The 26,348-nt window shown below is 76.6% G+C and carries 22 protein-coding genes and 1 tRNA gene; 11 read left to right on the plus strand and 12 right to left on the minus strand.

Annotated elements, in window-relative coordinates:
• Window positions 1-27: 27 nt before the first annotated feature.
• The 5 genes from nirB to ACFVXN_RS04745 all read left to right on the plus strand — a co-directional run bounded on the left by nirB (window position 28) and on the right by ACFVXN_RS04745 (window position 6,135).
• Window positions 28-2,634: a nitrite reductase large subunit NirB gene (nirB, locus tag ACFVXN_RS04725; RefSeq protein WP_389228103.1), complete on the plus strand. Its 2,607-nt coding sequence runs from the start codon at window positions 28-30 to the stop codon at window positions 2,632-2,634.
• Window positions 2,631-2,984 (plus strand): nitrite reductase small subunit NirD, encoded by a 354-nt coding sequence (gene nirD / locus ACFVXN_RS04730; RefSeq protein ID WP_389228106.1) that lies wholly within the window; start codon window positions 2,631-2,633, stop codon window positions 2,982-2,984. The genes nirB and nirD overlap by 4 nt, the downstream gene beginning before the upstream one ends.
• Window positions 2,981-4,264, plus strand: coding sequence for a uroporphyrinogen-III C-methyltransferase (gene cobA, locus ACFVXN_RS04735; protein WP_389228109.1), 1,284 nt, complete (start codon window positions 2,981-2,983; stop codon window positions 4,262-4,264). The genes nirD and cobA overlap by 4 nt, the downstream gene beginning before the upstream one ends.
• Window positions 4,261-5,004 carry a sirohydrochlorin chelatase gene (locus ACFVXN_RS04740; RefSeq protein WP_389228112.1) on the plus strand — a complete coding sequence of 248 codons (744 nt, stop codon included), beginning with the start codon at window positions 4,261-4,263 and terminating at the stop codon, window positions 5,002-5,004. Before cobA ends, ACFVXN_RS04740 begins: the two co-directional genes overlap by 4 nt.
• 84 nt (window positions 5,005-5,088) lie before the next feature.
• Window positions 5,089-6,135, plus strand: coding sequence for an App1 family protein (locus ACFVXN_RS04745; RefSeq protein ID WP_389228115.1), 1,047 nt, complete (start codon window positions 5,089-5,091; stop codon window positions 6,133-6,135).
• Between the two features lie 28 nt (window positions 6,136-6,163).
• Here ACFVXN_RS04745 and ACFVXN_RS04750 read toward each other — a convergent pair whose 3' ends face one another.
• The 4 genes from ACFVXN_RS04750 to ACFVXN_RS04765 all read right to left on the minus strand — a co-directional run bounded on the left by ACFVXN_RS04750 (window position 6,164) and on the right by ACFVXN_RS04765 (window position 9,885).
• Window positions 6,164-7,624, minus strand: a complete 1,461-nt coding sequence (locus ACFVXN_RS04750) for a phytoene desaturase family protein (protein WP_389230464.1) — start codon at window positions 7,622-7,624, stop codon at window positions 6,164-6,166.
• A 218-nt stretch (window positions 7,625-7,842) separates the two neighbouring features.
• A complete protein-coding gene (locus ACFVXN_RS04755; RefSeq protein WP_389228118.1) occupies window positions 7,843-8,094 on the minus strand; it encodes a CDGSH iron-sulfur domain-containing protein in 252 nt (83 codons plus the stop codon).
• Window positions 8,091-9,158: an iron-containing redox enzyme family protein gene (locus tag ACFVXN_RS04760; protein ID WP_389228121.1), complete on the minus strand. Its 1,068-nt coding sequence runs from the start codon at window positions 9,156-9,158 to the stop codon at window positions 8,091-8,093. Before ACFVXN_RS04760 ends, ACFVXN_RS04755 begins: the two co-directional genes overlap by 4 nt.
• 154 nt (window positions 9,159-9,312) lie before the next feature.
• Window positions 9,313-9,885, minus strand: a complete 573-nt coding sequence (locus ACFVXN_RS04765; protein WP_389228124.1) for a YbaK/EbsC family protein — start codon at window positions 9,883-9,885, stop codon at window positions 9,313-9,315.
• 77 nt (window positions 9,886-9,962) lie between these two features.
• Between ACFVXN_RS04765 and ACFVXN_RS04770 the strand changes: the two genes are divergently transcribed.
• Complete coding sequence (locus tag ACFVXN_RS04770) at window positions 9,963-10,424, plus strand: GNAT family N-acetyltransferase (RefSeq protein ID WP_389228127.1); 462 nt, start codon at window positions 9,963-9,965, stop codon at window positions 10,422-10,424.
• A 46-nt stretch (window positions 10,425-10,470) separates the two neighbouring features.
• Here ACFVXN_RS04770 and ACFVXN_RS04775 read toward each other — a convergent pair whose 3' ends face one another.
• Complete coding sequence (locus ACFVXN_RS04775; RefSeq protein ID WP_389228130.1) at window positions 10,471-11,007, minus strand: YbhB/YbcL family Raf kinase inhibitor-like protein; 537 nt, start codon at window positions 11,005-11,007, stop codon at window positions 10,471-10,473.
• A 360-nt stretch (window positions 11,008-11,367) separates the two neighbouring features.
• Between ACFVXN_RS04775 and ACFVXN_RS04780 the strand changes: the two genes are divergently transcribed.
• From ACFVXN_RS04780 to ACFVXN_RS04795, 4 genes are read left to right on the plus strand one after another with little or no spacing between them, the layout of a single operon-like run.
• Complete coding sequence (locus ACFVXN_RS04780) at window positions 11,368-12,396, plus strand: hypothetical protein (RefSeq protein ID WP_389228133.1); 1,029 nt, start codon at window positions 11,368-11,370, stop codon at window positions 12,394-12,396.
• Window positions 12,393-14,018: a DNA polymerase Y family protein gene (locus ACFVXN_RS04785; protein WP_389228136.1), complete on the plus strand. Its 1,626-nt coding sequence runs from the start codon at window positions 12,393-12,395 to the stop codon at window positions 14,016-14,018. Before ACFVXN_RS04780 ends, ACFVXN_RS04785 begins: the two co-directional genes overlap by 4 nt.
• On the plus strand, window positions 14,011-17,580 hold the full coding sequence (locus ACFVXN_RS04790; protein ID WP_389228139.1) for an error-prone DNA polymerase: 3,570 nt from the start codon (window positions 14,011-14,013) through the stop codon (window positions 17,578-17,580). The genes ACFVXN_RS04785 and ACFVXN_RS04790 overlap by 8 nt, the downstream gene beginning before the upstream one ends.
• 43 nt (window positions 17,581-17,623) lie before the next feature.
• The gene (locus tag ACFVXN_RS04795; RefSeq protein ID WP_389228142.1) at window positions 17,624-18,517 is read left to right on the plus strand and encodes a dihydrodipicolinate synthase family protein; all 894 of its coding nucleotides are present in this window, start codon (window positions 17,624-17,626) and stop codon (window positions 18,515-18,517) included.
• A gap of 111 nt (window positions 18,518-18,628) precedes the next feature.
• Here the strand turns inward: ACFVXN_RS04795 and ACFVXN_RS04800 are convergent, their stop codons facing one another.
• From ACFVXN_RS04800 to ACFVXN_RS04810, 3 genes are all read right to left on the minus strand, one after another.
• Window positions 18,629-19,651, minus strand: a complete 1,023-nt coding sequence (locus tag ACFVXN_RS04800) for a hemolysin family protein (protein ID WP_389228145.1) — start codon at window positions 19,649-19,651, stop codon at window positions 18,629-18,631.
• Window positions 19,648-21,054 carry a hemolysin family protein gene (locus ACFVXN_RS04805; protein WP_389228148.1) on the minus strand — a complete coding sequence of 469 codons (1,407 nt, stop codon included), beginning with the start codon at window positions 21,052-21,054 and terminating at the stop codon, window positions 19,648-19,650. The genes ACFVXN_RS04800 and ACFVXN_RS04805 overlap by 4 nt, the downstream gene beginning before the upstream one ends.
• Before the next feature lie 162 nt (window positions 21,055-21,216).
• Complete coding sequence (locus ACFVXN_RS04810) at window positions 21,217-22,404, minus strand: AI-2E family transporter (protein ID WP_389228151.1); 1,188 nt, start codon at window positions 22,402-22,404, stop codon at window positions 21,217-21,219.
• Window positions 22,405-22,594: 190 nt separating this feature from the next.
• Between ACFVXN_RS04810 and ACFVXN_RS04815 the strand changes: the two genes are divergently transcribed.
• Window positions 22,595-22,677: transfer RNA gene (locus ACFVXN_RS04815), tRNA-Leu, on the plus strand.
• 102 nt (window positions 22,678-22,779) lie between these two features.
• Here ACFVXN_RS04815 and ACFVXN_RS04820 read toward each other — a convergent pair.
• The 4 genes from ACFVXN_RS04820 to ACFVXN_RS04835 form a co-directional block, all read right to left on the minus strand.
• Window positions 22,780-23,550: an amino acid ABC transporter ATP-binding protein gene (locus ACFVXN_RS04820; RefSeq protein ID WP_389228154.1), complete on the minus strand. Its 771-nt coding sequence runs from the start codon at window positions 23,548-23,550 to the stop codon at window positions 22,780-22,782.
• Window positions 23,551-23,561: 11 nt separating this feature from the next.
• Window positions 23,562-24,230: an amino acid ABC transporter permease gene (locus tag ACFVXN_RS04825; RefSeq protein ID WP_389228157.1), complete on the minus strand. Its 669-nt coding sequence runs from the start codon at window positions 24,228-24,230 to the stop codon at window positions 23,562-23,564.
• Window positions 24,231-24,276: 46 nt separating this feature from the next.
• Window positions 24,277-25,122 carry an amino acid ABC transporter substrate-binding protein gene (locus ACFVXN_RS04830; RefSeq protein ID WP_389228160.1) on the minus strand — a complete coding sequence of 282 codons (846 nt, stop codon included), beginning with the start codon at window positions 25,120-25,122 and terminating at the stop codon, window positions 24,277-24,279.
• A 310-nt stretch (window positions 25,123-25,432) separates the two neighbouring features.
• Window positions 25,433-26,284 carry a helix-turn-helix transcriptional regulator gene (locus ACFVXN_RS04835; RefSeq protein WP_389228163.1) on the minus strand — a complete coding sequence of 284 codons (852 nt, stop codon included), beginning with the start codon at window positions 26,282-26,284 and terminating at the stop codon, window positions 25,433-25,435.
• Between the last annotated feature and the right edge of the window lie 64 nt (window positions 26,285-26,348).

The raw sequence follows: 26,348 nt of genomic DNA on the forward strand, positions 1-26,348 counted from the left end.
CGGCCCGAGCCGTTGAAAACTGGGCGCATGACGCAGCCCCCGCCCCCCAGCGCCCGGCCCGAGCCCGGGCGCGTCGTCGTCGTCGGCGCCGGCATGGTCGCCCACCGGTTCGTCGAGCAGCTGTGCCGCCGGGACGCCGCGGGCGCCTGGCAGGTGACCGTCGTCGGCGACGAGCCGTGGGCGCCCTACGACCGGGTGCACCTGTCGGACGTGTTCACCGGACGCGCCGACGCCGACCTCGCGCTCGACCCCGCGGTGTGGGACGACCCGCGCGTGGACCTCGTCGTGGGGGACCGGGTCGTCGCGGTCGACCTCGCCGCGCGGACCGTCCGGACCGGCTCCGGCCGGGTGCTCGGCTACGACACCCTGGTGCTGGCCACCGGCTCGCGGGCGTGGGTGCCGCGCACCGAGGGCACGGACCTGCCCGGGGTGCTGTCCTACCGGACGCTCGCGGACGTGACCGCGCTGCGGGCCTGGGTCGCGGACCGCTCGGCGGCGCTCGGCCGGCCGCTGCGCGGGGCCGTCGTCGGCGGGGGCGTGCTCGGTCTGGAGGCCGCGGCCGCGCTGCAGACGCTCGACGTGGCCCCGACGGTCGTGGAGTTCGCCGACCGGCTGATGGCCGTCCAGCTCGACGCGGGCGGCGGCGAGGCGCTGCGGGTGCTCGCCGCCGAGCGCGGGATGGCGGTGCGGACCTCCGCCGCCGCGACCCGGGTGGTGGCCGCGGCCGACGGCGCCGTCGGCTCGCTCGAGCTGTCCACCGGCGACGCGCTGGCGGCGGACGTCGTCATCTACTCGACCGGCATCCGGCCGCGCGACGGGCTGGCCCGCGAGGCCGGGCTCGTCGTCGCCGAGCGCGGCGGCGTGGTGATCGGCCCGACCTGCCGCACCTCCGACCCGGCCGTCTGGGCGATCGGCGAGTGCGCGAGCCACGACGGCGAGTGCGCGGGCCTGATCGCCCCGGGCAACGCGATGGCGGACGTCGTCGTCGACCAGCTCTGCGGCGGGACCGCGGTCTACGAGCGCGCCGCCGACGGCACCAAGCTCAAGGGCGCCGGCATCGACGCCGCGAGCTTCGGCGACGTCCTCGCGCTGACCCCGGGCGCTCTCGAGGTCACGTTCGCCGACCCCGTGGCCCGGACCTACCGCAAGCTCGTCGTGTCCGACGACGCGCGGGTGCTGCTCGGCGGGGTGTTCGTCGGGGACATCGCCCTGTACGCGTCGCTGCGCCCGATGCTGGGCCGCGCGCTCGGCGCCGACCCGTCGGCGTTCCTCGCGCCCGAGGGCGGCGCCGCGCCCGTGCAGACCGACCTGCCGGACGACGTGGTCCTGTGCTCGTGCTCGAACGTCTCGGTGGGGACGGTGCGCGCCGCCGTCTCCGAGCACGGCTGCCGCAGCGTCGGCGAGGTCAAGACCTGCACCCGCGCGGGCACCGTCTGCGGGTCGTGCGTCCCGCTGCTCACCACGGTGGTGAACCGGACCCTCGAGGCCGCGGGCTTCACCGTCTCGACCGCGATGTGCGAGCACTTCGCGATGTCCCGCGCCGAGCTGTTCGCGCTGGTGCGCGAGGGCGGGCTGCGGACGTTCTCCGAGGTCGTCGCCCGGCACGGCCGGGGGCGCGGGTGCGCCGTCTGCCGGCCGGTGGTCGCGTCGATCCTGTCCTCGCTCGGCATCGGCCACGTGCTGCAGCCCGACCAGGCGCCGCTGCAGGACACCAACGACCACCTGCTCGCGAACCTGCAGAAGGACGGCACCTACTCGGTCGTGCCGCGGATGCCGGGCGGCGAGGTCACCCCCGAGCGGCTGATGGCGTTCGCCGAGGTCGCCCGCGACTTCGGGCTGTTCACCCGGGTCACCGGGGCGCAGCGCCTCGCGATGTTCGGCGCCCGCCAGGACCAGCTGCCGGAGATCTGGCGCCGGCTGGTCGACGCCGGGTTCGAGTCCGGCCAGGCGTACGGCAAGTCGCTGCGCGCCGTGAAGACCTGCGTCGGCCAGTCCTGGTGCCGGTTCGGCGTGCAGGACTCCTCGTCGATGGCCGTCCGCCTCGAGCTGCGCTACCGGGGCCTGCGGTCGCCGCACAAGTTCAAGGTCGGCGTCTCCGGCTGCGCCCGCGAGTGCGCGGAGGCGCGCGGCAAGGACGTCGGCGTCATCGCGACGGAGAAGGGCTGGAACGTCTACGTCGGCGGCAACGGCGGCTTCACGCCCCGGCACGCCGACCTGCTCGCCGAGGACCTGGACGACGACGCGCTGGTCCGCGTGATCGACCGGTTCCTCGCCCTGTACATCCGCAGCGCCGACCGGCTGCAGCGCACCGCCCCGTGGGTCGCGGCGTTCCCCGGCGGCCTGGACGAGCTGCGCCGGGTCGTCGTCGACGACTCCCGCGGGATCGGCGCCGAGCTCGAGGCGGAGGTGGAGCGGCACGTCGCCGGGTACGTCGACGAGTGGCGCGCCACGCTCGACGACCCCGAGAAGCTGCGCCGGTTCACGCCCTACGTCAACGCCCCCGACGCCGGCGACCCCGACCTCGCCTACGTCGCCGAGCGCGGCCAGGCCCGCCCCGCGCGGCCCGGCGAGACCGGCGCGCCCGACCTGCGCACCGCCCGCCGTGCCGTCCCCGTCCTGGAGGTCACCCCGTGAGCACCACCGCCGCCGACACCCCCGTCCGCGTCTGCCGGCTCGACGACCTGCTGCCCGAGCGCGGCACCGGGGCCCTGCTCGGCGAGCACCGGGTGGCGCTGTTCCGGCTCGCGGACGACCGGGTGCTCGGCGTGCAGCAGCGCGACCCGTACTCCGGCGCGAACGTGCTCAGCCGCGGCATCGTCGGGGACAAGGACGGCGCACCCGTCGTGACCTCGCCGATGTACAAGCAGGTCTGGGACCTGCGGACCGGCGCGTGCCTCGACCCGGTGGGCAAGGAGCCCGTCGACCTGCGCTGCTACCCCGTGACCGTCGTCGACGGCGACGTCCTCGTGGCGGTGACCCCGTGACGCTCCTGGCCGGCCTCGAGCTGGCCGGGCGGCCCGTGCTCGTCGTCGGTGGCGGGCCCGTCGCGGCCCGGCGGGCCCGGACGGCCGTCGCCGCGGGCGCCGACGTCCGCGTGGTCGCCGTCGACGCGACGCCCGACGTGCAGGAGCTGGTGGCCGCGGGCGACGTCCGGCTGGACCGGCGCCCCGTCCGCGAGCAGGACGTCGAGGACGTGTGGTTCGTCTGGACGTGCACCGGCGACCCCGCGGTCGACGACGCGGTGCACGGCTGGGCCACGGCGCGCCGCGTGTTCTGCGTCGTCGCGGCCGACGCCGCCGCCGGCTCCGCCCGGACCCCGGCCGCGGCCCGGGTCGGCGGCATGCAGCTCGCCGTCCTGTCCGAGGGACGTCCCGACCCCCGTCGCGCCGCCGCCGTGCGCGACCGCCTCGTGCTCGCGCTGCTGGACCCGCGCACCGACACGCGCGCCCGCCGGCCCGCGACCGCCGGCCCGGACGTCCTGCACCCCGGTGAGGTCGCGCTGGTCGGCGGCGGCACCGGCGACCCCGGGCTGATGACCGTCCGCGCCCGGGTGCTGCTCGCGCAGGCCGACGTCGTGGTGGCCGACCGGCTCGGCCCCACCGCCGTGCTGGACGAGCTGCGCGACGACGTCGAGGTGATCGGCGTCGGCAAGGCGCCCGGCGTGCACCACGTCCCGCAGGACCGGATCAACGCGATCCTCGTCGAGCAGGCCCGCGCGGGCCGCCGGGTCGTCCGGCTCAAGGGCGGGGACCCGTTCCTGCTCGGACGCGGCGGCGAGGAGGTGCTCGCCTGCCGGGCCGCCGGGGTCCCGGTGCGGGTGGTCCCGGGGATCACGTCCGCCGTCGCCGCCGCGGCCGCCGCGGACATCCCGGTCACCCACCGGGGGGTCGCGTCCCGCGTGCACGTGGTGAACGGGCACGGCGGCCTCGTCGACGCCGACCTCGCCGCGCTGCACGCCCCCGAGGTCACGGTCGTCGTGCTCATGGGGCTGGCCTGGCTCGACCGGCTCGCGGAGCAGGCCCTCGCCGCCGGGGTCGACCCCGCGACACCGGCCGCGGTGGTGTCCCGGGCGACGTTCCCCGACCAGCGGGTGCTGCGCGCGCCGCTGGGGGAGCTCGCCGCCCGCGCCGCCGCCGCGGGGCTGCCGTCGCCGGCGGTGGTGGTCCTCGGGGAGGTGGCCCGGGAGGGGCTGCTCCACCCGGCGCCCGATGCCGCCTGCGCCGCCGACCTCGCTGCCGACGCGCTGGCCGGAGCGACGCGGTGACCGGGGGACCGGTGGACGCGCCCGTCCTGGTCGCCTGCGCCCACGGCACCCGCAGCGCCGAGGGGCGCGCCACGGTGCGGGCGCTCGCGGACGACGTGCGCGCGCTGCGCCCGGGGCTGCGGGTCGTGGAGGCGTTCGTCGACGTGCAGGAGCCGGCGGTGGCGGACGCCGTCGCGGACGCGACCCTCGCCGGCCCGGACGGTGGGCTGCGTGCGGTCGTCACGCCGCTGCTGCTGTCCACCGGGCACCACGTCCGGCACGACATCGGGGCGGCGGTCGCGGGCCGGCCCGTCCGCGCCGCCGAGCCCCTTGGCCCGGACGAGCGCCTGGTCGCGGTCCTGCTGGAGCGGCTGCGCGAGGCCGGCGCCGAGCCGGACGACGCGGTCGTCGTCGCCGCTGCCGGGTCCACCGACCCCGCCGCCGCCGGCGCCGTCGAGCAGGTCGTCGCGGGCGTGCGCGCCGCGTGGCACGGCCCGGTCACCGTCGGGTACGGCGCCGCCGCGAGCCCGAGCGTGCCCGAGGCCGTGACCGCGGCCCGGGCGGCGGGGGCGGCCCGGGTGGTCGTCGCCGCGTACCTGCTGGCGCCCGGGCACTTCCACGGCGCGCTGCTCGGCGCCGGTGCGGACGTGCTCACCCGGCCGCTCGGCCCGCACCCGCTGCTCGCCCGGATCGTGCTGGACCGGTACGACGCGCAGGTCGCGTCCGGGCCGGTGGCGGCGGTGGCCGTGGCGCGCGGCTGACGCCGGCTGCGGCGCGCTGCGCGGCACGGTGCCGCCCGCGGTGCCCGACGGGCGCGTCCCGGCGCACGTACCGATACTGGGTCGATGCCGACCATCGCCGAGCTCGCCGCCCGCGCCGAGGACCGGGTCAACGCGGTCGTCGTCCGCGTGCTGACCCGCCGCGGCTACACGCCCCGCGTGGTGGCCTACCCGTCGTACGGGACCGTCTCCCGGTCCCGGGTCCGCGCGCGCGTGCTGCTGACCGCACCGGACGCGCCCACCCCCGGCAGCGTCGAGCGGCGCGGGTGGCGCAACCTGCTGTCCGCGGAGCTGCCCGACGCCGTGGTCCGCGCGCGGACCGCCCCCGGCACCGACGGCGAGGAGGTGCTCGAGGTCCGCACCGACCGCAGCGGCTACGTCGACGCGCCGGTCGAGATCGACCTCGAGCCCGGCTGGCAGACGCTCTACCTGTCGGTCGACGGCGGTGACGCGGACGTGCCCGCCCCGGTGCAGGTCGTCGACCCCGCCGCGACGCACGGCATCGTCAGCGACATCGACGACACGGTGCTGGTCACGATGGTGCCGCGCCCGCACCAGGCGGCCTGGAACTTCCTGGTCCGGTCCGAGGCCCGCCGCAAGCCCGTGCCCGGCATGCCCGAGCTGTACGGCCGGCTGACCGCGACGTACCCGCAGGCCCCGGTGTTCTACCTGTCGACCGGCGCCTGGAACACCGCCAGCGCGCTCGGCCGGTTCCTGCACCGCGTCGGGCTGCCCCAGGGCTCGCTGCTGCTGACCGACCTCGGCCCCACCGGGACCGCGCTGCTGCGCTCCGGGCGGGAGCACAAGGCCGCGACGCTGCGCCGGCTCGCCGAGGAGCTGCCCGGGCTCCAGTGGGTGCTGGTGGGCGACGACGGCCAGCACGACCCGCAGGTCTACGAGACGTTCGCGGCCGAGCACCCCGGGCGGGTCGCGGCCATCGCCGTGCGGGAGCTGTCCGTGCAGGAGCAGGTCGCCCAGAACGGCCTGCCCGGCCCGACGCCCGCCACCCGCCGGGCGGTCGACGACCTGGACCGGTCCGCGGTCGTCACGGTGCACGCCCCCGACGGGGAGGCGCTGGCCCGGCAGCTGGCCGAGGCCGGGGTCATCTCCTGACGGCGCGGGCGCCCGACGGGGTGCCCGCTCAGACGGTCGGGTCGAGGTCGTCGGTGCGCCCGAACACCTGACGCAGCGCGCGCCGGGCTGCGTACCAGCCGGACAGGCCGTGCACGCCGGGACCGGGGGGCGCCGACGCCGAGCACAGGTACACCCCGGGCACGCCCGCGGAGAACGGGTCCAGCCGCGGCGCCGGCCGGGTCGCCATGCCCCACACCGAGATCGCGCCGCCGGAGATGTCGCCGCCGACCAGGTTCGCGTCGTGCTCGGCGAGCCGTGCGGCGGGGATCGACCGGTGCGCCACCACGGTGTCCCGGAACCCGGGGGCGAACCGCTCGACCTGCCGCAGCACCGCCTCGGTCGGGTCGACGTCGGAGCCCGCCGGGACGTGCGCGTACGCCCACACCGGCCGGCGCCCGCCCGCCGCGCGCGTGCCGTCGACCACGGCCGGGTCCGACAGCAGGGTCAGCGGGTGCTCGGCGTGCCGGCCGCGGGCGACCTCGCGCTCGGCGGCCACCACCTGGTCCCGGGTGCCGCCGAGGTGCACGGTGCCGGCCCGGCGGACCTCCGGGTGGGTCCACGGGATCGGCCCGTCGACGACCAGGTCGACCTTGGCCGCGGCGTTGCCGTACCGGAAGCCCGCGTAGGCCCGCGCGAGCTGCGGCGGCATCGCGTCGTGGAACACCTGCGCGACGACGCGCGGGCCGGTGTCGAACAGGTAGGCGCGGGCGGGGGGCAGGTCGGACCGCCGGGCGACCGGGTGGCCGGTGACGACCCGCCCGCCGAGCCGCACCAGGTCGCCGAGCAGCGCGTCCACGATCGCCTGCGACCCGCCCCGCAGGACCGGCCAGCCCTGACCGGTGTGCGCGAGCGTGGTCAGCAGCACCGCGGTGCCCGCGGCGGCCAGCGACGGCAGCGGCGTGATCGCGTGGCCGGCGACCCCCGTGAGCAGCGCGGCGCCCTCCTCGGTGCGCAGCGACGACGGGACCAGGGACTGGCCGTTGCGCAGCACCCCGAGGCCGAGGCGGGCGGCGGTGACCGCCGTGCGCGGGCCCGCGCCGGGCGGGACGCTCCGGTGGTCGCCCAGCACCAGGCCCACGACGTCCCGCCAGCGCTCGCCCAGCGGCCCGAACAGCCGCCGCCACGCGTCCCCGTCGGCGCCGAGACCGGCGGCGGTGCGCTCCAGGTCCCGGTAGGCGATCCCCGCGCGGCCGCCGTCGAGCGGCTGCGCGAACGACACCTCCGGGGTCAGCATCTCCAGGCGCTCGTGCAGCCGCAGCGCCCGGAAGAACGGCGACGCCCACGCCATCGGGTGCACGGCCGAGCAGATGTCGTGGCGGATGCCCGGGGCCAGGCCCAGGTCGAGGGTGCGCGCGCCGCCGCCGACCGTGCCCTGCGCCTCGAGGACCACGACCTCGAGCCCCGCGCGCGCCAGGGTCACCGCCGCGGCCAGCCCGTTCGGGCCCGCGCCCACGACCACGGCGTCCACGGGGCGGGGCTCGCGCGACGACGCGTCCGAGCCACGCGGTGCGGGGCGGGTGCGGGAGGCGCCGGGCCGGGTCGTGCGGCCGCCCGACGCGTGCCGGGCCGTCGGGTGCGCGGGCGCCCGACCGGGGTCGGGGGAGTCGGCGGCTCGAGGTGTCACCCTCCCGACCGTAGGCGTGATGCGCCGGGCCCGCACCGCCCGGCCGCCGACCGTGCCGGAGGTCACGCCGGGTGCGCGTCGGGCTCCGGCGGGCGGGGCACCTCGTCGTCCGTGCGGAAGCCGACGGCCTTGTGCGAGCCGTCGCAGAACGGCTTGATGCCCGACGCCCCGCACCGGCACAGCGCGACCGTCGACCGCCGGCGCGGCACCGCCCGACCCGCGGCGTCACGGATCTCGACGTCCCCGCGCACGAGGATCGGCCCGTCCGGGCAGGCGGTCAGCACCACGGGCGCGTCGTGGCCGACGCCGCTCACGCCGCACCCGCCACGGCGGTGCCCTGCGCCCCGGGACGGCGCAGCGAGGTGACGCCCGCCGACCAGCTCGACACCAGGTGCGCCCCGACGCGACCGTCGACCGCCAGGCACGCCGCCGCGCCGAGCAGCACGTCGCCGAGCAGGTCCGGCTGCTGCTCGACCAGCCCGCCCGCGAGGTCCCGCCCGGCGATCTGCTCGTGCACCGCGTCCGCCTCGACGTGCTCGTCGAAGTACCACGTCACGTCGGCGTCGTAGCCGTGCCGCCGGAACCCGTTGCCGTACAGCCGGTTCGGCTGGGACGACGTCATCTCGAACGCCGCGAGGTGGCCGACGACGCAGCCCCGCAGCCGCCGGTGCAGGCCGAACATCATCATCATGTTCACCGAGGCCAGCGTGATCGCGGGCACGTCGTCGACGTACCGACCGTGCGTGTCGTCCAGCCCGAGCCCGCGCATCGTGCGGGCGAACAGCGCCGCGTGCATCCGCTCGGGACGCCCGCCGCCGTACTCGTCGGCCTGGATCTCCACCAGCGCGGCCTTCGGCACGCCCGCCAGCCTCGGGACCGCCCAGGTGTGCGGGTCGGCCTCCTTGAGCTGGTAGACCGACCGCTGCACCAGGAGCTCGCGCAGCTGGTCGTCCGTGGCCTTCCGCGCGACGTACGCGGACAGGCCGGGGCCGTCGTCGCGGCTCGTCAGGTCGAACAGCGCGCGGGCGACCGCCGGACCCAGGCCCTCGACCGGGGCGCGCGCCTCCAGGTCGGCGACCAGGTCCGCCGGCACCTGCACGTCCCGGCGCAGCTGCGCCTCGAACCGCGCCTCGAGCACCGCGCGGGCCCGCAGCAGCGTCGGGTCCCACTCGAGGGCGTCGTCGACGCCGTCCAGACCCTGGTGGTGCAGCTCGTACAGCATCGTCAGCGCGACCTGGACGTCGTCGTCGACCAGCAGGTCCGGGACGCCGTCCACCGCCTCTGCCGCCCGCTCCGGGAGCGCGGGGTCGACCGAGCCCGAGGTCAGGCTCGTCAGCACGGCGGTGCTGAACGGCCCGCGGGGGGTGGGTGCTCGCATGGTGGCCTCTCTCGCTGCCGCGGGTCGCGCGGCGGTGCGCGGCCCCGTCTGCCTGAGGCCGGGAGCGTCCGGGTGGCGGTGCGCGCCGGGGTGCTCCCGTGCGACGACGCTAACCGCGGGGCACCCGACGCGCGCGCCGAGCGGGGGTCGCGGCTCAGGCCAGGGCCAGGCCCCCGACCACCTCGACGCCGGGCGCGGTCGCCAGCAGCGACCCGGGCAGGGCGATCTTCGACCGGCGCAGCCCCGAGCCGATCACGACCGTGCCGCCCGCGTCCGGGTCCGCGGCGGCGACGCCGGCGTCCAGCAGCACCCGGTACCCGGACGGCAGTCCCAGCGGCGTGATCCCGCCGTACTCCATCCCGGACTCCTCGACCGCCCGGTCCACCGGCAGGAACGACGCCTTGCGCACGTCCAGCAGGCCCTTCACCGCGCCGTTCACGTCGGCGCGGGTGGTCGCCCGCACGACGGCCGCGGCGACCCGCTCCTCGCCCGCGCGCCGGCCGGCGACGAGCACGCAGTTCGCCGAGACCACCAGCGGCAGGGCGTACGCCTCGGTCATCGCGGCGGTGTCCGCGAGCTCCGGGTCGATCTCCGTCACGAGCACGGCGTCGGCCACCGCCGGGTCGGCCGCGGCCCAGGCGGACACCGCCGCGGCGGTGGGCCCGGCCAGCAGGTCGAGACGGTCGACGGCACGCAGCCAGGTCAGGGATCCGAGCGTGAGCGGCATCCCCGCAGGCTACCCACCTGCGCGGGGCGGGGCGGGCGCCTCCCGGCGCGGGGCGGGCGCTGCGCGAGGATGGTCGGGTGACCGACGTGACACCGCCCGCCGACCCGTTCGCGGCCGACCCCTACGTGCTGGTCCCCGCCGCGCCGCCGCTGGACGCGTACCTGCGCCTGCGCCGCGACTCCGGCCTCACGCCGAAGCGGCCCGACCAGGGAGCCGGTGCGCTGACCGGGAGCTGGTCCTGGTGCCACGTGCGCACCGCCGACGGGCGGGTCGTCGCGATGGGTCGCGTCGTCGGCGACGGCGGCTGGTACTTCCTCGTGGCGGACATGGCGACCGACCCCGCGCACCAGAGCCGCGGGCTCGGTCGCCGGGTCCTGACGCGGCTGCTCGACGACGTCCGGGCCCGGGCGCCGCAGGGGGCGTACGTCACCCTGGTCGCGGACCCGCCGGGGCGGGCGCTGTACGAGTCGCTCGGGTTCCGGGACGTCGCGCCCGGGGCGACCGGGATGGTGCTCGACCTGGCGGCGTCGGCGGGCTGAGGCCGGGGCCCGCGACCGCCGGCGTCGCCGGGTCGGGTCCCGCTGGTCAGCGCTGGTAGGTCGGGGCGATCACCGCGCGGGCCAGCGTGTGGAACAGGGCGGTGAACGCCACCGCCGTCGGCGTCGCGTCGGGGGGCACGTCGAGGTGCTCCACGTCGAGCGCGTGCACCGCGAAGACGTACCGGTGCGGCCGGTCGCCGGGCGGCGGCGCGGCGCCGGCGTACCCGGTCGAGCCACCGTCGTTGCGGAGCTGGAACGCACCCGCCGGCAGCAGGTCACCGGCCTCGGCGCCGGCCCCGCGGGGGAGGGAGGTCGTGCTCACCGGGACGTCCACGACCGTCCAGTGCCAGAACCCCGCCGGGGTCGGCGCGTCGGGGTCGAAGCAGCTCACGACGAACGAGCGCGTGCCCTCCGGGAACCCCGACCACTCCAGCGCGGGCGACAGGTCCTCGCCGTCGGCGGCGAACGTGGCGGCCAGCGGCTCGCCGTGGGTGACGTCGACGCTCGCGACGTCGAACGCGGCGACGGGCGGCAGCAGGTCGTAGGGCTCCGGGGCGACGGGACGGGTCAGCGAGACGGCCATGCAGGGTCCTCCTCGGTGCGGGCGCCGGGGGCGCGTCGGGGACACGGACGGGCGTGCCGCTCGCCATCATGCCCCCGCCCCCCGTGTGGAGCACGAGAGGTCACGACACGCGGGTCCAGGGCGGCGTCGTCCAGCGTGTCGTGACCTCTCGTCGGGCGCGGGAGCGGGGGTGCACGGGGGTTCGCGCGGGGGAGTCGGGCAGGAGTGTCCGGGCGGTCCTCGGAGGCGCGCCGGGCGTCGTCCCCAGGTGGGTGAACTCGGATTGACGGGTCCGGGAGTGTCAGCGTCTACTGGCACAATCGAACACGTGTTCGAAGGATGTCGACCCGGCCGCGCGACCGGAGGAGAGGGGTGGGGGCGGTGAGCCACGAGGACCGGATCGCCCGGGCGCGGGCCGCCCTGGCGTCCGCCGAGCTGCGCACCGGCGCGCGCAGCCTGGCACGGGTGGCCGACACGGCCCCGGCTGCACCGGCCCCTCCGGCCCCGACCGCACCGGCGCCGGCCGCACCGGCCCTTGCCGCTCCGGCGCCGAGCGCCGTCGGCCTGGTCCAGGGGACCGCGGCGCTCGCCGGGGCGCAGCCGGTCCGGGCCGTGCCCCGCCCGTCGACCACCCGCACCGTGCCGCGGCCGGCCTCGCCGTCCGGGCCGGTGGCGGTCCCCGACCTGCCCGCCCCGCCCGGTCCGCCGGTCGGCGCGCCGAGCACGCCCCCACCCGCCACCGCCCCCGTCCGGGCGTCGCGCGGGTCGGTGCTGCTCACCGACCGGCCACCCCTCGCGGTGCCCCCGGCGCTCGCGCCGCTGCTGCCCGACGGGTTGCGGCGCGGCAGCACCACGGCGGTGCTCGGCTCGACGTCGCTCGTGCTCGCGATGATCGCCGCGGCCTGCACCGCGCGGGAGGCGTGGGCGGCCGTCGTGGGCCAGCCCAGCCTCGGGCTGCTCGCCGCCGCGCAGTCCGGGGTCGCGCTGGACCGGCTCGCCGTGGTGCCGCGGCCCGGCGTGGACACCCCCACCGTGGTCGCCGCGCTGCTCGACGGGATCGACGTCGTGGTGGTCGGCCCCGCCGCGCACCTGGCCGACTCCGACCGCCGTCGGCTGATGGCCCGCGCCCGTGACCGCGGCTCCGTGCTGCTGTCGACGGCCCCGTGGTCCGGTGCGGGCACGGTGCTCACCGTGGAGGGCGGCCGCTGGACCGGTGTCGGCGACGGGGACGGGCGCCTGCGCGCCCACGAGCTGCACGTCACCCGCACCGGTCGGGGCAGCGCCGGCCAGGCGCAGGACCTGCGCGTCGTGCTCCCGCTCGAGGTCGGCGCGGACCCGTACGGCATCCCCGACCGTCCCGCGCGGCCGGTCGTCGAGGCGCCGGCGCCCGGTCTGAGGTTGGTCGGATGAGCACGCGGACCACCGTCCTGTGGGTGCCGGACTGGCCGGTCGGCGCCGCCGTGCGCGCGGCCGAGGTGCCCCCGCACCTGCCCGCCGCCGTGCAGTCCGGCGCGCGTCTCGTGGCGGTCTCCGCGCTCGCCCGCGCCCAGGGCGTGCGCCGGGGGATGCGCCGCCGGCAGGCGCAGGCCGTGTGCCCCGAGCTCGTGCTGCTGCCCGCCGACGACGACCGCGACGCCCGGCTGTTCGAGCCGGTGGCCGCGGCCACCGAGACCGTCGTCGCGGGCATCGAGGTCGTGCGCCCCGGCATGCTGCTGCTGCCCGCCGGCGGCGCGGCGCGGTTCCACGGCACGGAGGAGGTGCTGGCCGAGCGGCTGGTGTCGGCGGTGGCCGAGCGCACCGGGCACGAGTGCCAGGTCGGCACCGCCGACGGGCTGCTGGCCGCGGTCCTCGCCGCCCGCACCGACGACGTCGTGGCCCCCGGTGGCTCCCGCGCGTACCTCGCCCCGCGTCCGGTCGACGACCTGGCCCCGGCCGCCGTGACCGACGAGGCCCTGCGCGCCGTCGCCGACCTGGTGGACCTGCTGCGCCGGCTCGGCCTGCGCACCCTCGGGGACCTCGCCGCGCTCGACGCCGGGGACGTGCACGCCCGGTTCGGCACGTGGGGGTCCTGGGCGTGGACCCTGGTCCGCGGGGAGGACCTGCGCCCGCCCGCGCGCCGCCGCCCGGAGACCGACCTGGAGGTCGCGACCGTCCTCGACCCGCCCGCGCAGCGCGTCGACGTCGCCACGTTCGCCGGCCGCCGCCTCGCCGAGGAGCTGCACACCCTGCTCACCGACCACTCCGTCACCTGCGCCCGGCTGCGGATCACCGCCCGCACCGACGAGGGCACCGACCTCACCCGGACCTGGCGCACCGACCTGGGCGGCCTCGGCGGGCTGTCGGCCGCGCGCATCACCGACCGGATCCGCTGGCAGCTCGAGGGCTGGCTGACCGCCGCGGCGGCGGAGCGGGGCGGCGGCACCGAGCCCGAGGACCACGGCGAGCCGGTCGGCCTCGTCACGCTCGCCATCACCGCGGAGGACGTCGCGCCCGCGGGCGCCGAGCAGGGCCGGCTCTGGGGCGGTCCGTCCGGCGGGGACCTGCGCGCGCACCGGGCGCTCGACCGGGTGCAGGGGCTGCTCGGCGGCGACGGCGTCCTCACGGCCGCGCTGCAGGGCGGCCGGGACGTGCGCGACCAGGTGCACCTGCAGCCCTGGGGGGCGCAGGCCGTCGCGCCGCGTCCCGTCGACCGGCCCTGGCCCGGCCACCTGCCGTCGCCCGCACCCGCGACCGTCCCGGCGCAGCCCGCCGCGGTCGAGGTGCTGGACGCCGCGGGCCGACCCGTCACCTTCGACCAGCGGCTCGCCATGAGCGGCGTCCCGGCACGGGTGCGCACGCCCCGCACCGACCGTCGGCCCGCCGCCGACCACGACGTCGCGGGCTGGGCCGGGCCGTGGCCGCTCGCCGAGCGCTGGTGGTCGCCCGACCAGGCCCGCCTGCGCGTCCACCTGCAGGTCACGCTGGGGGACGGGCGCGCCCTGCTGCTCGCCTGCCGACCGGAGGGCTGGACCTGCGAGGCCGTCTATGACTGACACCCCCCGCTACGCGGAGCTGCACGCGCACTCGGCGTTCAGCTTCCTCGACGGCGCCAGCCAGCCCGAGGAGCTCGCCGCCGAGGCCCGACGGCTCGGGCTCAGCGCGCTCGGGCTCACCGACCACGACGGCCTCTACGGCGTCGTGCGGTTCTCCGAGGCCGCGCGCGAGGTCGGGCTGCCCACCGTGTTCGGCGCCGAGCTGCACCTGCCCGTCCCGGGGGTCGGCGGCCCCGACGTCCTCGACCCGCCCACCGGCGTCCCCGACCCGCGGGCCCTGCACCTGCCCGTCCTCGCCCGCGGCCCCGACGGCTACCGGGCGCTGTCCCGCACCATCGCCGAGGCGCACCTGGCGACCGGCACCAAGGGCGCTGCCGAGTACCGGATGGAGTCGCTCGCCGAGCAGGCCGCCGGGCAGTGGCTGGTGCTCACCGGCTGCCGCAAGGGCCCGGTGCGCCGCGCGCTCACCGACGCCGGCCGGCAGCCCGGGGTGACGACGGCGGGCGTCGACCGGGCGCGGGTCGAGCTCGACCGGCTCGTCGCGCTGTTCGGCCGGGACAACGTCGCCGTCGAGGCCACCCACGGCGGCGGGCCGTTCGACTCCGAGACGGTCGACGCCCTCGCCTCGCTGGCCCGCGACGCCGGGCTGCCGCTCGTCGCCACCGGCAACGTGCACTACGCGACCCCGCGCGACGCCGACCTGACGATGGCGCTCGCCGCGGTGCGCGCCCGGTCCTCGATGGAGGACCTCGACGGCTGGCTGCCGGGCGCCCCGACCGCGCACCTGGCCTCCGCGACGGAGATGCTGCACCGGCACCGCCGGCACCCGTACGCCGTGGCCAACGCCGCCGCGATCGGCGACGAGTGCGCGTTCGACCTGCACCTCGTCGCGCCGCGGCTGCCGCCGTACCCCGTCCCGGCCGGGCACACCGAGGCCACGTGGCTGCGCGAGCTCGTCCGCCGCGGCGCGCTCGACTGCTACGGGCCGCCCGACGCCGAGCGGGTCCCCGGCGCGTACGCGCAGCTCGAGCACGAGCTGCGCGTGATCGAGCAGCTCGGGTTCCCCGGGTACTTCCTCGTCGTGTACGACCTCGTGGACTTCTGCCACCGCAACGGCATCCTCGCCCAGGGTCGGGGGTCGGCCGCGAACTCCGCGGTCTGCTTCGCGCTCAAGGTCACCGCCGTCGACGCCGTCAAGCACGGCCTGCTGTTCGAGCGGTTCCTCGCCCCCGAGCGCGACGGGCCGCCCGACATCGACGTCGACATCGAGTCCGGCCGCCGCGAGGAGGTCATCCAGTACGTCTACGCCAAGCACGGCCGCACCCACGCCGCGCAGGTCGCCAACGTCATCTCCTACCGCGCGCGGTCCGCCGTCCGCGACGCCGCCCGGTCGCTCGGCTACGACGTCGGGCAGCAGGACGCCTGGAGCAAGTCGATCGAGCGCTGGGGGACGCTGCGCGGCCCGCAGCCGCAGCACCCCTGGTGGTCGGGGGAGAACCGCGGTCCCGCCCTCGGCGCCACGACACCGGGCCCCGCCGCGCCCGGCCCCGCCACGTCCGGCCCCGCCACGCCCAGCGCCTCGGGCCCCGCCGCCGGCGCCCAGTACGCCGCCCAGGGCCGCGACCCCGACGGCGTCGTCTGGGGCTGGAACCACGAGCCCGCCGCCGGCGAGCCCACCGCCGACCGGCACGACGTCGTCCCCGCGCACCGGCCGCCGCCGGCCAGCGACCTCGACGAGATCCCCGAGCAGGTCATCGACCTCGCCGACCGGTTCCTGCGCCTGCCCCGGCACCTCGGCATCCACTCCGGCGGCATGGTGATGTGCGACCGCCCGGTCATCGAGGTCTGCCCCGTCGAGTGGGCGCGCATGGAGGGCCGGACCGTCCTGCAGTGGGACAAGGACGACTGCGCCGACGCCGGGCTGGTCAAGTTCGACCTGCTGGGCCTCGGGATGCTCACCGCGCTGCGCCTCGCGTTCGACGAGGTCGAGCGGCACGGCAGCCCCCGCCCCGAGCTGCACCGCCTGCCCGACGAGGACCCGCTGGTCTACGACCTGCTGTGCGCCGCGGACACCGTCGGGGTGTTCCAGGTCGAGTCCCGCGCGCAGATGGGCACGCTGCCCCGCCTGCAGCCGCGGAACTTCTACGCGATCGTCGTCGAGGTCGCCCTCATCCGCCCCGGGCCGATCCAGGGCGGCTCGGTGCACCCGTACATCGAGCGCTACCAGGGCCGCGAGCCCGTCACCTACCTGCACCCCAAGCTCGAGAAGTCGCTGGCCCGGACCCTCGGCGTCCCGCTGTTCCAGGAGCAGCTCATGCAGATGGCGATCGACGTCGCCGACTTCACGCCGGCCGAGGCCGACCAGCTCCGTCGGGCGATGGGCTCCAAGCGCAGCATCGAGAAGATGGAGGCGCTGCGTGCCCGCCTGATGGCCGGCATGACCGGCAACGGCATCCCGGTCCCGGTCCAGGAGGAGGTCTACGAGAAGCTCAAGGCGTTCGCCGACTTCGGGTTCCCCGAGTCGCACGCGTACTCCTTCGCGTTCCTCGTCTACGCCAGCTCCTGGCTCAAGGTGCACCACCCGGCGGCCTTCTACGCCGGGCTGCTCGCCGCCCAGCCGATGGGCTTCTACTCGCCGCAGTCGCTGGTCGCCGACGCCCGGCGGCACGGCGTCGGGGTGCTGCGGCCCGACGTGCAGCGCTCCGGCGTGCAGGCGATCGTCGAGCGGGTCGCGCCCGAGCCGCCCGGTGGGGAGCCGCGCCTCGTGCCGCTGCCGTCCGGCACCGCGCCCGTCCGCCCGCCGCGGCGTGGCGCCGGTGACGTGCCGACCACCGACCAGCCGGGCGACCCCGGCCGGTCGCTCGCCGTGCGCCTCGGGCTCGCGTCGGTGCGCAACGTGGGGGAGAAGGTCGCGATGCGCGTCGTCGCCGAGCGGGACGCGCACGGCCCGTTCGCGGACCTGCGGGACCTGGTCCGCCGGGTCGAGCTCAGCACCGCGCAGCTCGAGGCGCTGGCGACCGGCGGCGCGCTCGAGCCGCTCGGCGTGACCCGCCGCGAGGCGCTGTGGGCCGGGGGCGCGCTCGCCCAGGAGGGACCCGACACGCTGCCGGGCGTCTCCGTCGGCGTCCAGGCGCCCACCCTGCCCGGCATGAGCACCCTGGAGCTGGCCGTCGCAGACGTGTGGGCCACCGGCATCACCGTCGACTCCTACCCGACGCAGCACGTGCGCGAGGGCCTGGACGCCTCCGGGGTCCTGCGCGTCGAGCAGGCGTTCCGGCACGAGGCGGGCCGCCGGGTCGCGGTCGCCGGGGTCGTCACCCACCGGCAGCGGCCCGGGACCGCGGGCGGTGTGACGTTCCTGTCGCTGGAGGACGAGACCGGGCTGCTCAACATCGTGTGCAGCACCGGGCTCTGGCAGCGGTTCCGCAAGGTCGCGCGCACCTCCCGGGCCCTGGTGGTCCGTGGGCGTCTCGAGCGCGCCGACGGCGCGACCAACCTCATCGCCGAGCACCTGACCCCGCTGTCGCTCAGCGTCGCCACCACGTCCCGGGACTTCCAGTGAGCCGGACCGACCACCCGGACGGGCACCGGCCTACGCTGGGCCGATGTCGCTCCTCGGACCCCTGGTCGCCTACCTGCCCACCCCGCGCGGCTCCGAGGGCGAGGTGCTCACCGAGCCGCTCGAGCAGCTCGTCGACCGGGCCGTCACCGCGGGGGCGTCCGGGGTCGCCGTGCTCGGCAGCACCGGCGGCTACCCGTACCTCACCGCGGCCGAGCGGCGGCGGGTCGTCGAGGCTGCCGTCGTGGCCGCGGCCGGTCGGGTGCCGGTCGTCGCCGGGGTCGGTGCGTTCACCACCGACGAGGTCGTCGTGCACACCATCGTCGCCGAGCGCGCGGGCGTCTCCGCGGTCCTGCTGCCGACCCTGGCGTACCTGCCGCTGACCGACGCCGAGGTGCTGGGCCTCGTGCAGGACGTCGCCGGTGCGGCGCAGGTGCCGGTGTGGATCTACCACAACCCCGTGAGCACGAGCTTCAGGTTCGGCGTCGAGGCGCTGGCCCGCGCGGCCCAGGTCCCCGGCGTCGGCGGCGTGAAGGACCGTGGCGGCGACGTCGGCGAGCTGCGCGACCGCGTGCACGCGCTGGCCGCCTCCGTGCCCGCGCACGTCGAGATCGGCTGCTCCGGGGACGTCCTCGGCGTGGAGGGGCTGCTCGCCGGGGCGCGCACCTGGCACTCCGGGCTCGCGAGCGTCCTGCCGGACTGGTACGTCGCGGTCGCGACGGCGGCTGCCGCGGGTGACGCGGACCGCGCCCGGGCGCTGATGGCCCGGCTGACCCCTGTGGCGGAGCTCGTCGCCGCCCTCGGCGGCCCGCGCGCCGTGCACGCGCTCGCGCCCCTGACCGGCGTCGACCTGGGCCTGCTCCCGGCCCCGCTCCTCCCGGTCCCCCGCGAGGGCACCGAGGCCCTGACCCGCGCCCTGGACGCCCTCGGCACCCCGTAGCACCGCACCCGGCGAGGTCGAGGGTTTCGCCGCCGGAACGGGGCTGAAACCCTCGACCTCGGCTGAAACCCTCGACCTCGACCGACCCGCCGACCCGCGGCCCGCGGCCGGTCAGGCGGGGGTGGGGCTGCCCGTCGCGACCGGGAAGAGGCGGGCCAGGACGTCCGCCAGGGTGACGACCCCGACGACCCGCTCGCCGTCGACCACGACCGCCAGGTGCCGTCGCTTCTCGCGCATCTCGGTGAGCGCGGCCGCGACCGGTGCGTCGGCGGGCAGCCGCAGCACGGGCCGCACGATCGGCGCCACGGGGGCGTCGTCGTCGTGCGCGAGGGTGTCGCGCACGTGCACCACGCCGTCCAGCGCCTCGCCCGAGCCGACGAGCACCCGCAGGTGCCCCGAGGTGCGGCTGATCGCGCGGACCTCGTGCATCGTGGCGCCGGGGCGCACCGACGTGGGCCCCCCGCCGGCCGCGACGAGGTCCTGCACGGTCATCGTCTGGAGCTCCAGGGCGCCGGTGATCTGCGCCGAGTAGGCCTCGTCGAGGGCACCGACGTTCGCGGAGTGCTCGACGAGGTGCCGCAGGTCGTCGGGGTTCTGGCCGGTGGCGACCTGGTCGGCCGGCTCGACGCCGACCTTGCGCAGGCACCAGTTCGCGGCCTCGTTCAGCACCCGCAGCACCGGCCGGGTCAGCCACATGAACGCGCGCATCGGCGTGGCCAGCAGGATCGCGGACGTCTCGGGGTGCGCGATCGCCCAGGACTTCGGGGCCATCTCGCCGACCACGAGGTGCAGGAACGTCACGATCACGAGGGCCAGCACGAAGCCCGCGGCGTCGGCGACCCAGAGCGCGACGCCCCAGTCGGCGAACAACGGGGTCAGCCAGTGGTGCACGGCCGGCTTGGTGATGGCGCCGAGCGCGAGCGTGCACGCGGTGATGCCGAGCTGGGACCCGGCGAGCAGCACGGTCAGCTCGGTGGAGCTGCGCAGCGCGGCGCGCGCCGACCGGCTGCGGGGCGCGGCCTCCTCGAGGCGGTACCGCTTGGCGGCGAGCGCCGCGAACTCGACCGCGACGAAGAACGCGCTGAGCGCGATCAGGGCCACGGTGATCGCGATGACGACGACGGGGTCGCTCATCGGTCCTCCTCCTGGTCGCGGGTGATGGCGGCGGCGCGCTCGTCCTCGGTGGGCGGCGGGTCGGCGGGGACGGTGACGCGGACCAGCGCGGGCACGTGCCGCTCGATCGTCAGCACGTCGACGCGCATCCACACCGGGTCGGGCTCGCCGGCGTGGGCGAGCTCCCCGGGGTCGTCGGGCAGCAGCACGACGACGCTCGTGCCGGCCGCCGGCAGGGAGCCGTGCGCGGCGATGACCAGACCGCCGATGGTCTCGTGGTCGCCGCGCGGCAGGTCGCGCCCGACGGCGCGCTCCACCTCGTCGACGTGCACGTCGCCGGCCATCGTCCAGGTGCCGTCGTCCTCCACCAGCGTCGCGGGGAAGTCGCCGGGGTCGTGCTCGTCGGTGATCTCGCCGACGAGCTCCTCCGCGAGGTCCTCGAACGTCAGGACGCCGGCCAGGCCGCCGTACTCGTCGAGCACGCACGCGAGCTGGTTGCGGGTGGTGGCGAGCTGTCCGAGCGCGTCGGGCAGGCTCATCGACGTCGGCAGCAGTGCGGCCGGGCGCATCAGCGTCTCGACCGGGGCCTGCGACGGGCCGGCGACCGCGAGCACGTCCTGGAGGTGCACGACGCCGCGCACCTCGTCGTCCGGCCCGAGCACCGGGTACCGGGAGTGCCCGCTGGCCATGAGCTCGCGGACCTGGGTCACGGTGTCGCCGACGCGGACCACGTCGACGCGGGACCGGGGGATCATCGCGTGCTCGACGTCCTGGTCCGGGAAGTCGAGGATGCGGTCGAGCAGCATCGACAGCTCGCGGGGGAGGTCACCGCTCTCGGCGGACTCCGCGACGATGTGCTCGAGGTCGCGCGCCGTCGCGGAGTGCTCGACGTCGTGCACGGGCTCGATCCGCAGCACGCGCAGCAGCGCGTTGGACGCGGAGTCGAACACCCGGATCAACCAGCCGAAGACCCGCAGGTACAGCGTGGTCGACGTGGCGAGCGCCACCGCGACGGGCTCGGGGCGGGAGATGGCGAGGTTCTTCGGGAACAGCTCGCCGAACAGCATCTGCACGAGCGTCGACACCAGCAGGGCGAGGACGGTGCCGACCGCGATGCCCACCCCGGTGGGGACCCCGACGCCGCCGAGCGCCTCACCGAGCGACTCGCCGATCAGCGGCTCCGCGACGTAGCCGACCAGCAGCCCGGTCACGGTGATGCCGAGCTGGGCGCCGGACAGCATGAACGACGTGCGGCGCGTCACCTGGAGCGCGCGCCGGGCACCGGCGTCGCCGTCGGCCGCGCGCGCGTTCAGGCGCGACCGGTCGACGGCCATGTACGCGAACTCCTGGGCCACGAAGTAGCCGGTCACCGCGGTGATCGCCAGCACGACCACCAGGCCGAGCAGCAGGGACAGGACCCACATCACCTCTCACCCCCCGTCGCGGTCTCGTGCCGGTCCAGGGGGTGCCTACTGTCGCTGTCCATCTCTCTCCAGGTCGCCCGTCAGGTCAGCGCTCCAACGGTCGACCCGGCCGGGGAGTTCCCGCCGGGGACGAACGGGGACGAACCGGGTGCGTGAGGTGGGTCACGCGGGGGAGGCGTCGCCCTCGTCGGCCGGTTCGTCCGCGGGGTCGACGACCGGCGCCGCCTCCTCGGTGGTCATCGGCGGGTCCGTCTGGTGGAACCGGGAGTAGATCGCCCACGCGACCGAGACGAGCGGCACGGCGATCACCGCGCCGAGGATCCCCGCGGTCAGCGTGCCACCGGTCACCGCCAGCGCGACGACGACCGGGTGCAGGGACACCTGCTTGCCCATCACGAGCGGCTGGAGCACGTGGCCCTCGAACTGCCCGATCAGCGCGATGCCGATGCCGACGACCGCCGCCTGCACCGGCCCGTTGGCGGCGAGCGCGACGATCATCGCGACGACCATCGCCGCGGGCGCGCCGATCAGCGGGATGAACGCGCCGATCAGCACCAGGACGGCGAGCGGAGCGGCGAGCGGCACCCCGATCAGCGACAAAAGGACGAACGCGAGGATGCCGTCGGTCACGGCGATGATGACGGTGCCCCGGGTGTAGCCGGAGAACGTGTACCAGCCCGCGCCGCCCGCGGTCTTCCAGGACTCACGCGCGCCGGCCGGCATCTGGTTGACGAACCACGTCCACATCTCCGCGCCGCGCGCGAGGAAGAAGATCGCGCAGAACACCGACAGCGCCAGTGCCGTGAACACCTCGACCACGGAGCCCGCCGACGCCGCCGCCTGGCTCGCGAGGTCCCCGGCGTGCTGCTGGATCCACTCGCGGCCGTTGTCGATCCACTCGGCGATCTGCTCGTTGGTGATCGAGACCGGCAGCGGCCCGTTCTCCAGGAAGTCGACGATCTGGTCGATGCCGTCGCCGAACTGCCGGGACAGGGCCTGCCACTGGTTGGCGACCGAGTAGCCGACGTAGAACACCATCCCGGCGAGCACGAGGAACCCGGACAGCAGCCCGAGGGCCGTCGCCAGCGGCCGGGGCATCACGCGGCTGTAGAAGTCGACGACCGGGCGCAGCACGGCGGTGAACACGAACGCGATGAACACGGCGACGAACAGCAGCTGCACCTGGGACGTGGCGAAGAAGACCAGCGCCACCCCGGCGAGCAGGACCAGCATCCGCCAGGTGACGCCCGCGGAGGTCCGCAGCCAGCGCGGGACGCCGTCGTCCCCCGTCGCCGGGCCGGGCCGTCGCGGTCCGGCCACCCGCCGGGTGCCGCCCATCTGCTCCGCCATGACGTGCATCACCTCCGCACCGCGGCAGGGGCGTCCCGAGGCGGTCTCGGCGCGGCTCGCGGGCTCCGGCCAGTGTGCTCCTACCTGCGGATGCGTGCTCGGCGGCAAGTCCGTGCTAGGTTTTCTCCCGCACCTGAGGGGTTGTCAGGGCGCCGGTGTGCGCCTCACGACGACCGTTCGGGAGACACCTGTCCGGGTGGCGGAATGGCAGACGCGCTAGCTTGAGGTGCTAGTGCCCTAACGGGCGTGGGGGTTCAAGTCCCCCTCCGGACACTCGTTGAGACAGCGACGACGAAGGCCTCGACCCCCGCCAGGGTCGGGGCCTTCGTCGTCCACCCGCGGTGCGTCAGCGTGTCGGGCGGCCCGGTACGGCGCCTACAGCGGGTCGAGGATCCGCCGCAGGAACTGCTGCGTCCGCTCGTGCGCGGGCCGGCCGAGCACCTCGGCGGGCGGCCCCTCCTCGACGACCACGCCGCCGTCGATGAACAGCACGTGGTCCGCGACCTGCTGGGCGAACCGGATCTCGTGGGTGACGACGACCATCGTCCAGCCCTCGGCGGCGAGGTCGCGCATGACGGTCAGCACCTCGCCGACGGTCTCGGGGTCGAGCGCGGAGGTCGGCTCGTCGAACAGGATCAGCCGGGGGCGCAGCGCGAGCGCCCGCGCGATGCCGACGCGCTGCTGCTGCCCGCCGGAGAGCTCGTGCGGGTACGCGTCGGCCTTCGCGCCCAGGCCGACCTTCTCCAGGAGGGCGCGGGCCTCGGCGGTGGCCTCGGCGACCGGGCGGCGCTGGGCGTGCACGGGGCCCTCGACCAGGTTCTCCAGCGCGGTCCGGTGCGGGAACAGCTGGTGCGACTGGAACACCATCCCGGACTGGGCCCGCAGGCGCCGCAGCTCGGCCTGGCTGCGGCGTGCAGTGAAGTCCAGGCGCACGCCGGCGACCTCGACGGTGCCGGCGTCGGGGATCTCGAGGGCGTTGAGGCAGCGCAGCAGGGTGGTCTTGCCCGAGCCGGACGGTCCGATGACGACCGTGACGCTGCCGGGGGCGACGTCGAGGTCGATGCCGCGCAGCACCTGGTTGTCGCCGAACGACTTGGTCAGGCCACGCACCTGCACGAGCGGCGTGCCGGGGGAGGGGGTCGTCATGCTGCGCTCCGTCATGTCGCCACGTACCGGTCCAGGCGCCGCTCGAGCCGTCCCTGCGCGGACGAGAGCACCAGGCAGATCAGCCAGTAGATCACCGCGGCCAGCGAGTACAGGGTCATGAACTCGTACGTCGGGGCAGCGATCTCCTGGGCCTTGCGGAGCAGCTCGGTCACCATGATCGTCGAGGCGAGCGAGGTGTCCTTCACCAGGGAGATGAAGGTGTTCGACAGCGGCGGCACGGACACCCGCAGGGCCTGCGGCAGCACCACCCGGCGCAGCGTCATCGTCGGACCGAGGCCGATGGTCGACGCCGCCTCCCACTGGCCGCGCGGGACGGACAGGATCGCCGCCCGGATCGTCTCCGCCGCGTACCCGCCGACGTTCAGCGAGAACGCGATCACGGCGGACGGGAACGGGTCGATGACGACGCCGAGCGACGGCAGCGCGTAGAAGATGAGGAACAGCTGCACCAGCAGCGGCGTCCCGCGGATCACCGAGATGTACGCCCGCGCGAGCCAGGACAGCACCGGGACCCGGGACAGCCGGGCGAGCGCCACCAGCAGCGCGATCACGAGGCCGGCGGCGAACGAGATGATCGTCAGCGGGATCGTGCCGCGCACCGCGCCCTCGAGCAGCGGGCCGATGGACGTGCGCACCAGCTCCCAGGTGGTGTCGTTCACCGGCCCTCCTCACCGGCGGCGGACCGGGTCCGCGCCCGCCGGGGTCTCACTGCGAGACATCCTCGCCGAACCAGGTGGTGGAGATCTCGGCGAGCGTGCCGTCGGCGCGCAGCGCGTCCAGGGCCTCGTCGATGGCGGGTGCGAGGTCGGAGCCCTTGAGGACCGGGAAGCCCTGCTCGACGACGTCGTCGGTCTCGAACGCGATCTCGACGTCGGTGTCGCCGGTCGACTTCAGGTAGTCGAGGACGGCGAGGTTGTCGTTGAACGTCAGGTCGATGCGGCCCTGCTTGAGCAGCGCGATCGCCTGCGTGAAGCCCTCGACGGACTCGACGGTCGCGCCCGCGTCGGCGGCGACGGTGGACCAGTTCGACGTCGCGGACTGCGCGGTGGTCTTGCCGTCGACGTCGGCGAGCGACGTGATGTCCGTGGTGCCGGCCGGGACCACGACGACACCGGTGGACACCGTGTACGGCTCGCTGAAGTCGTACTTCGCGGTGCGCTCGTCGGTGATGCTGACCTGGTTCGCGATCACGTCGTACCGGTTCGCCTCCAGGCCCGCGAAGATCGAGTCCCACGTGGTCTCGGAGAACTCGACCTCGACGCCGAGCTGCTCCGCGACGGCGGTGATGACGTCGACGTCGTAGCCCGTGAGTTCGTCGGTGCCCGGGTCGTGGAAGCTGAACGGCGAGTAGGTGCCCTCGGTGCCGACCCGCAGCACCCCGGCCTCCTGGACCGCGGCGAGCGCGGAGCCGGGTGCGGCGGTGGAGCCCGAGCCGTCGTCCGACGCGTAGCCCGAGCCGCACGCGGCGAGGCCGAGCGCGGTGGCGGCGACGGCCGCCGCGGCGAGGGCGCGCGTGCGGGTGGGGCGCTGGGCGAGGGGTCGTGCGGTCATGACGGGTCTCCGGTCGTCGAGGGGATCAGTGTGAGGGGTGCGGCGGGCGGCGGCACGCGGGACGCGGCGCCGGCGCGGCGGGGGGGTGGGGCCGGACGGGCGCGAGGCCGGGCGGCTCCGGGGCGCCCGGGCTCGGGCGGGGCGGCGGCTCCGGGGGAGCAGCGGCTGCGGGGAGCGGGAGGGCTCCTGGTGAGCGCGGGGCGCGGGGCGACGCGTCAGCGTCGGGGGCGGCGACAACACGACCCGGGCACGACGGGGGTCCGTCGGGCAGGGGTCGGTGCGGTGGTCACGGCGTCAGGCTAGCAGCGACTCAGGCCCGCTCGGACGCGAAGCGCTGCTCGCCCACGACGGACAGCAGGCGCAGCTGCTCGGCGCCCCGCGACCGCGCGGGGGCGGTCAGCACGAGCAGCGCCAGCGACCGGTCCTCGGTGAACAGGGCCTGGCAGTCGAGCTCGATCGTCCCGAGCTCGGGGTGCACGAGCGTCTTGTGGTCCTCGAACCGGGTGGCGACCTCCTGCCGGTCCCACAGCGCCGCGAACTCGGGCGACCGCGGCAGGAGCGCGTCGACCAGCTCGGCGGCGCGGGAGCCGGGCCCGTCCGCGCCGTGCGCCAGCCGCAGCGACGCGACCAGCGCCCGGGAGTGCCGGGCGTGGTCGGCCTCGGGGTACCGGACCCGCTCGGTCTCCGGGCGGGTGAACCACCGGTAGGCCTCGCTGCGGTCCAGCCCCGTCCAGCCGGAGGCGTCCCCGAGCAGCGCGACGGCCATCCGGTTCTGCACCAGCGTCTCGCCCGTGGTGGACAGGATGAGCGCGGGGGAGTCCTCGAGCCGGTCGAGCACCCGCAGCAGCGCGCCCGGCACCCCGGCGGCGGTGCCGCGCCGGTCCGGCGGGGCGTGCCCGGCGAGCCGGTACAGGTGGTCGCGCTCGTCGTCGGTGAGCTGCAGCGCGCGGGCCACCGCGGCGAGCATCGGCACGCTCGGCTGCGGGCCGCGCCGCTGCTCGAGGCGCGTGTAGTAGTCGACGGACATGACGGCGAGCTGCGCGACCTCCTCGCGGCGCAGCCCGGCGGTCCGGCGGCGGACGCCCGCGGGCAGGCCGACGTCCTGCGGGCGCAGCTCCTCGCGGCGGCGGCGCAGGAAGGCGGCGAGCTCGGCGCGGTTCACCCGCCCATCATCGTCGTGGCGCGTCGGCGCAGCCAGGGACCGCGGATCCCCCGATCGGCCTGCT

Origin of the sequence: Cellulomonas sp. NPDC058312 (assembly GCF_042880135.1) — a bacterium.
In the GTDB taxonomy this organism is placed as follows: Bacteria; Actinomycetota; Actinomycetes; order Actinomycetales; family Cellulomonadaceae; genus Cellulomonas.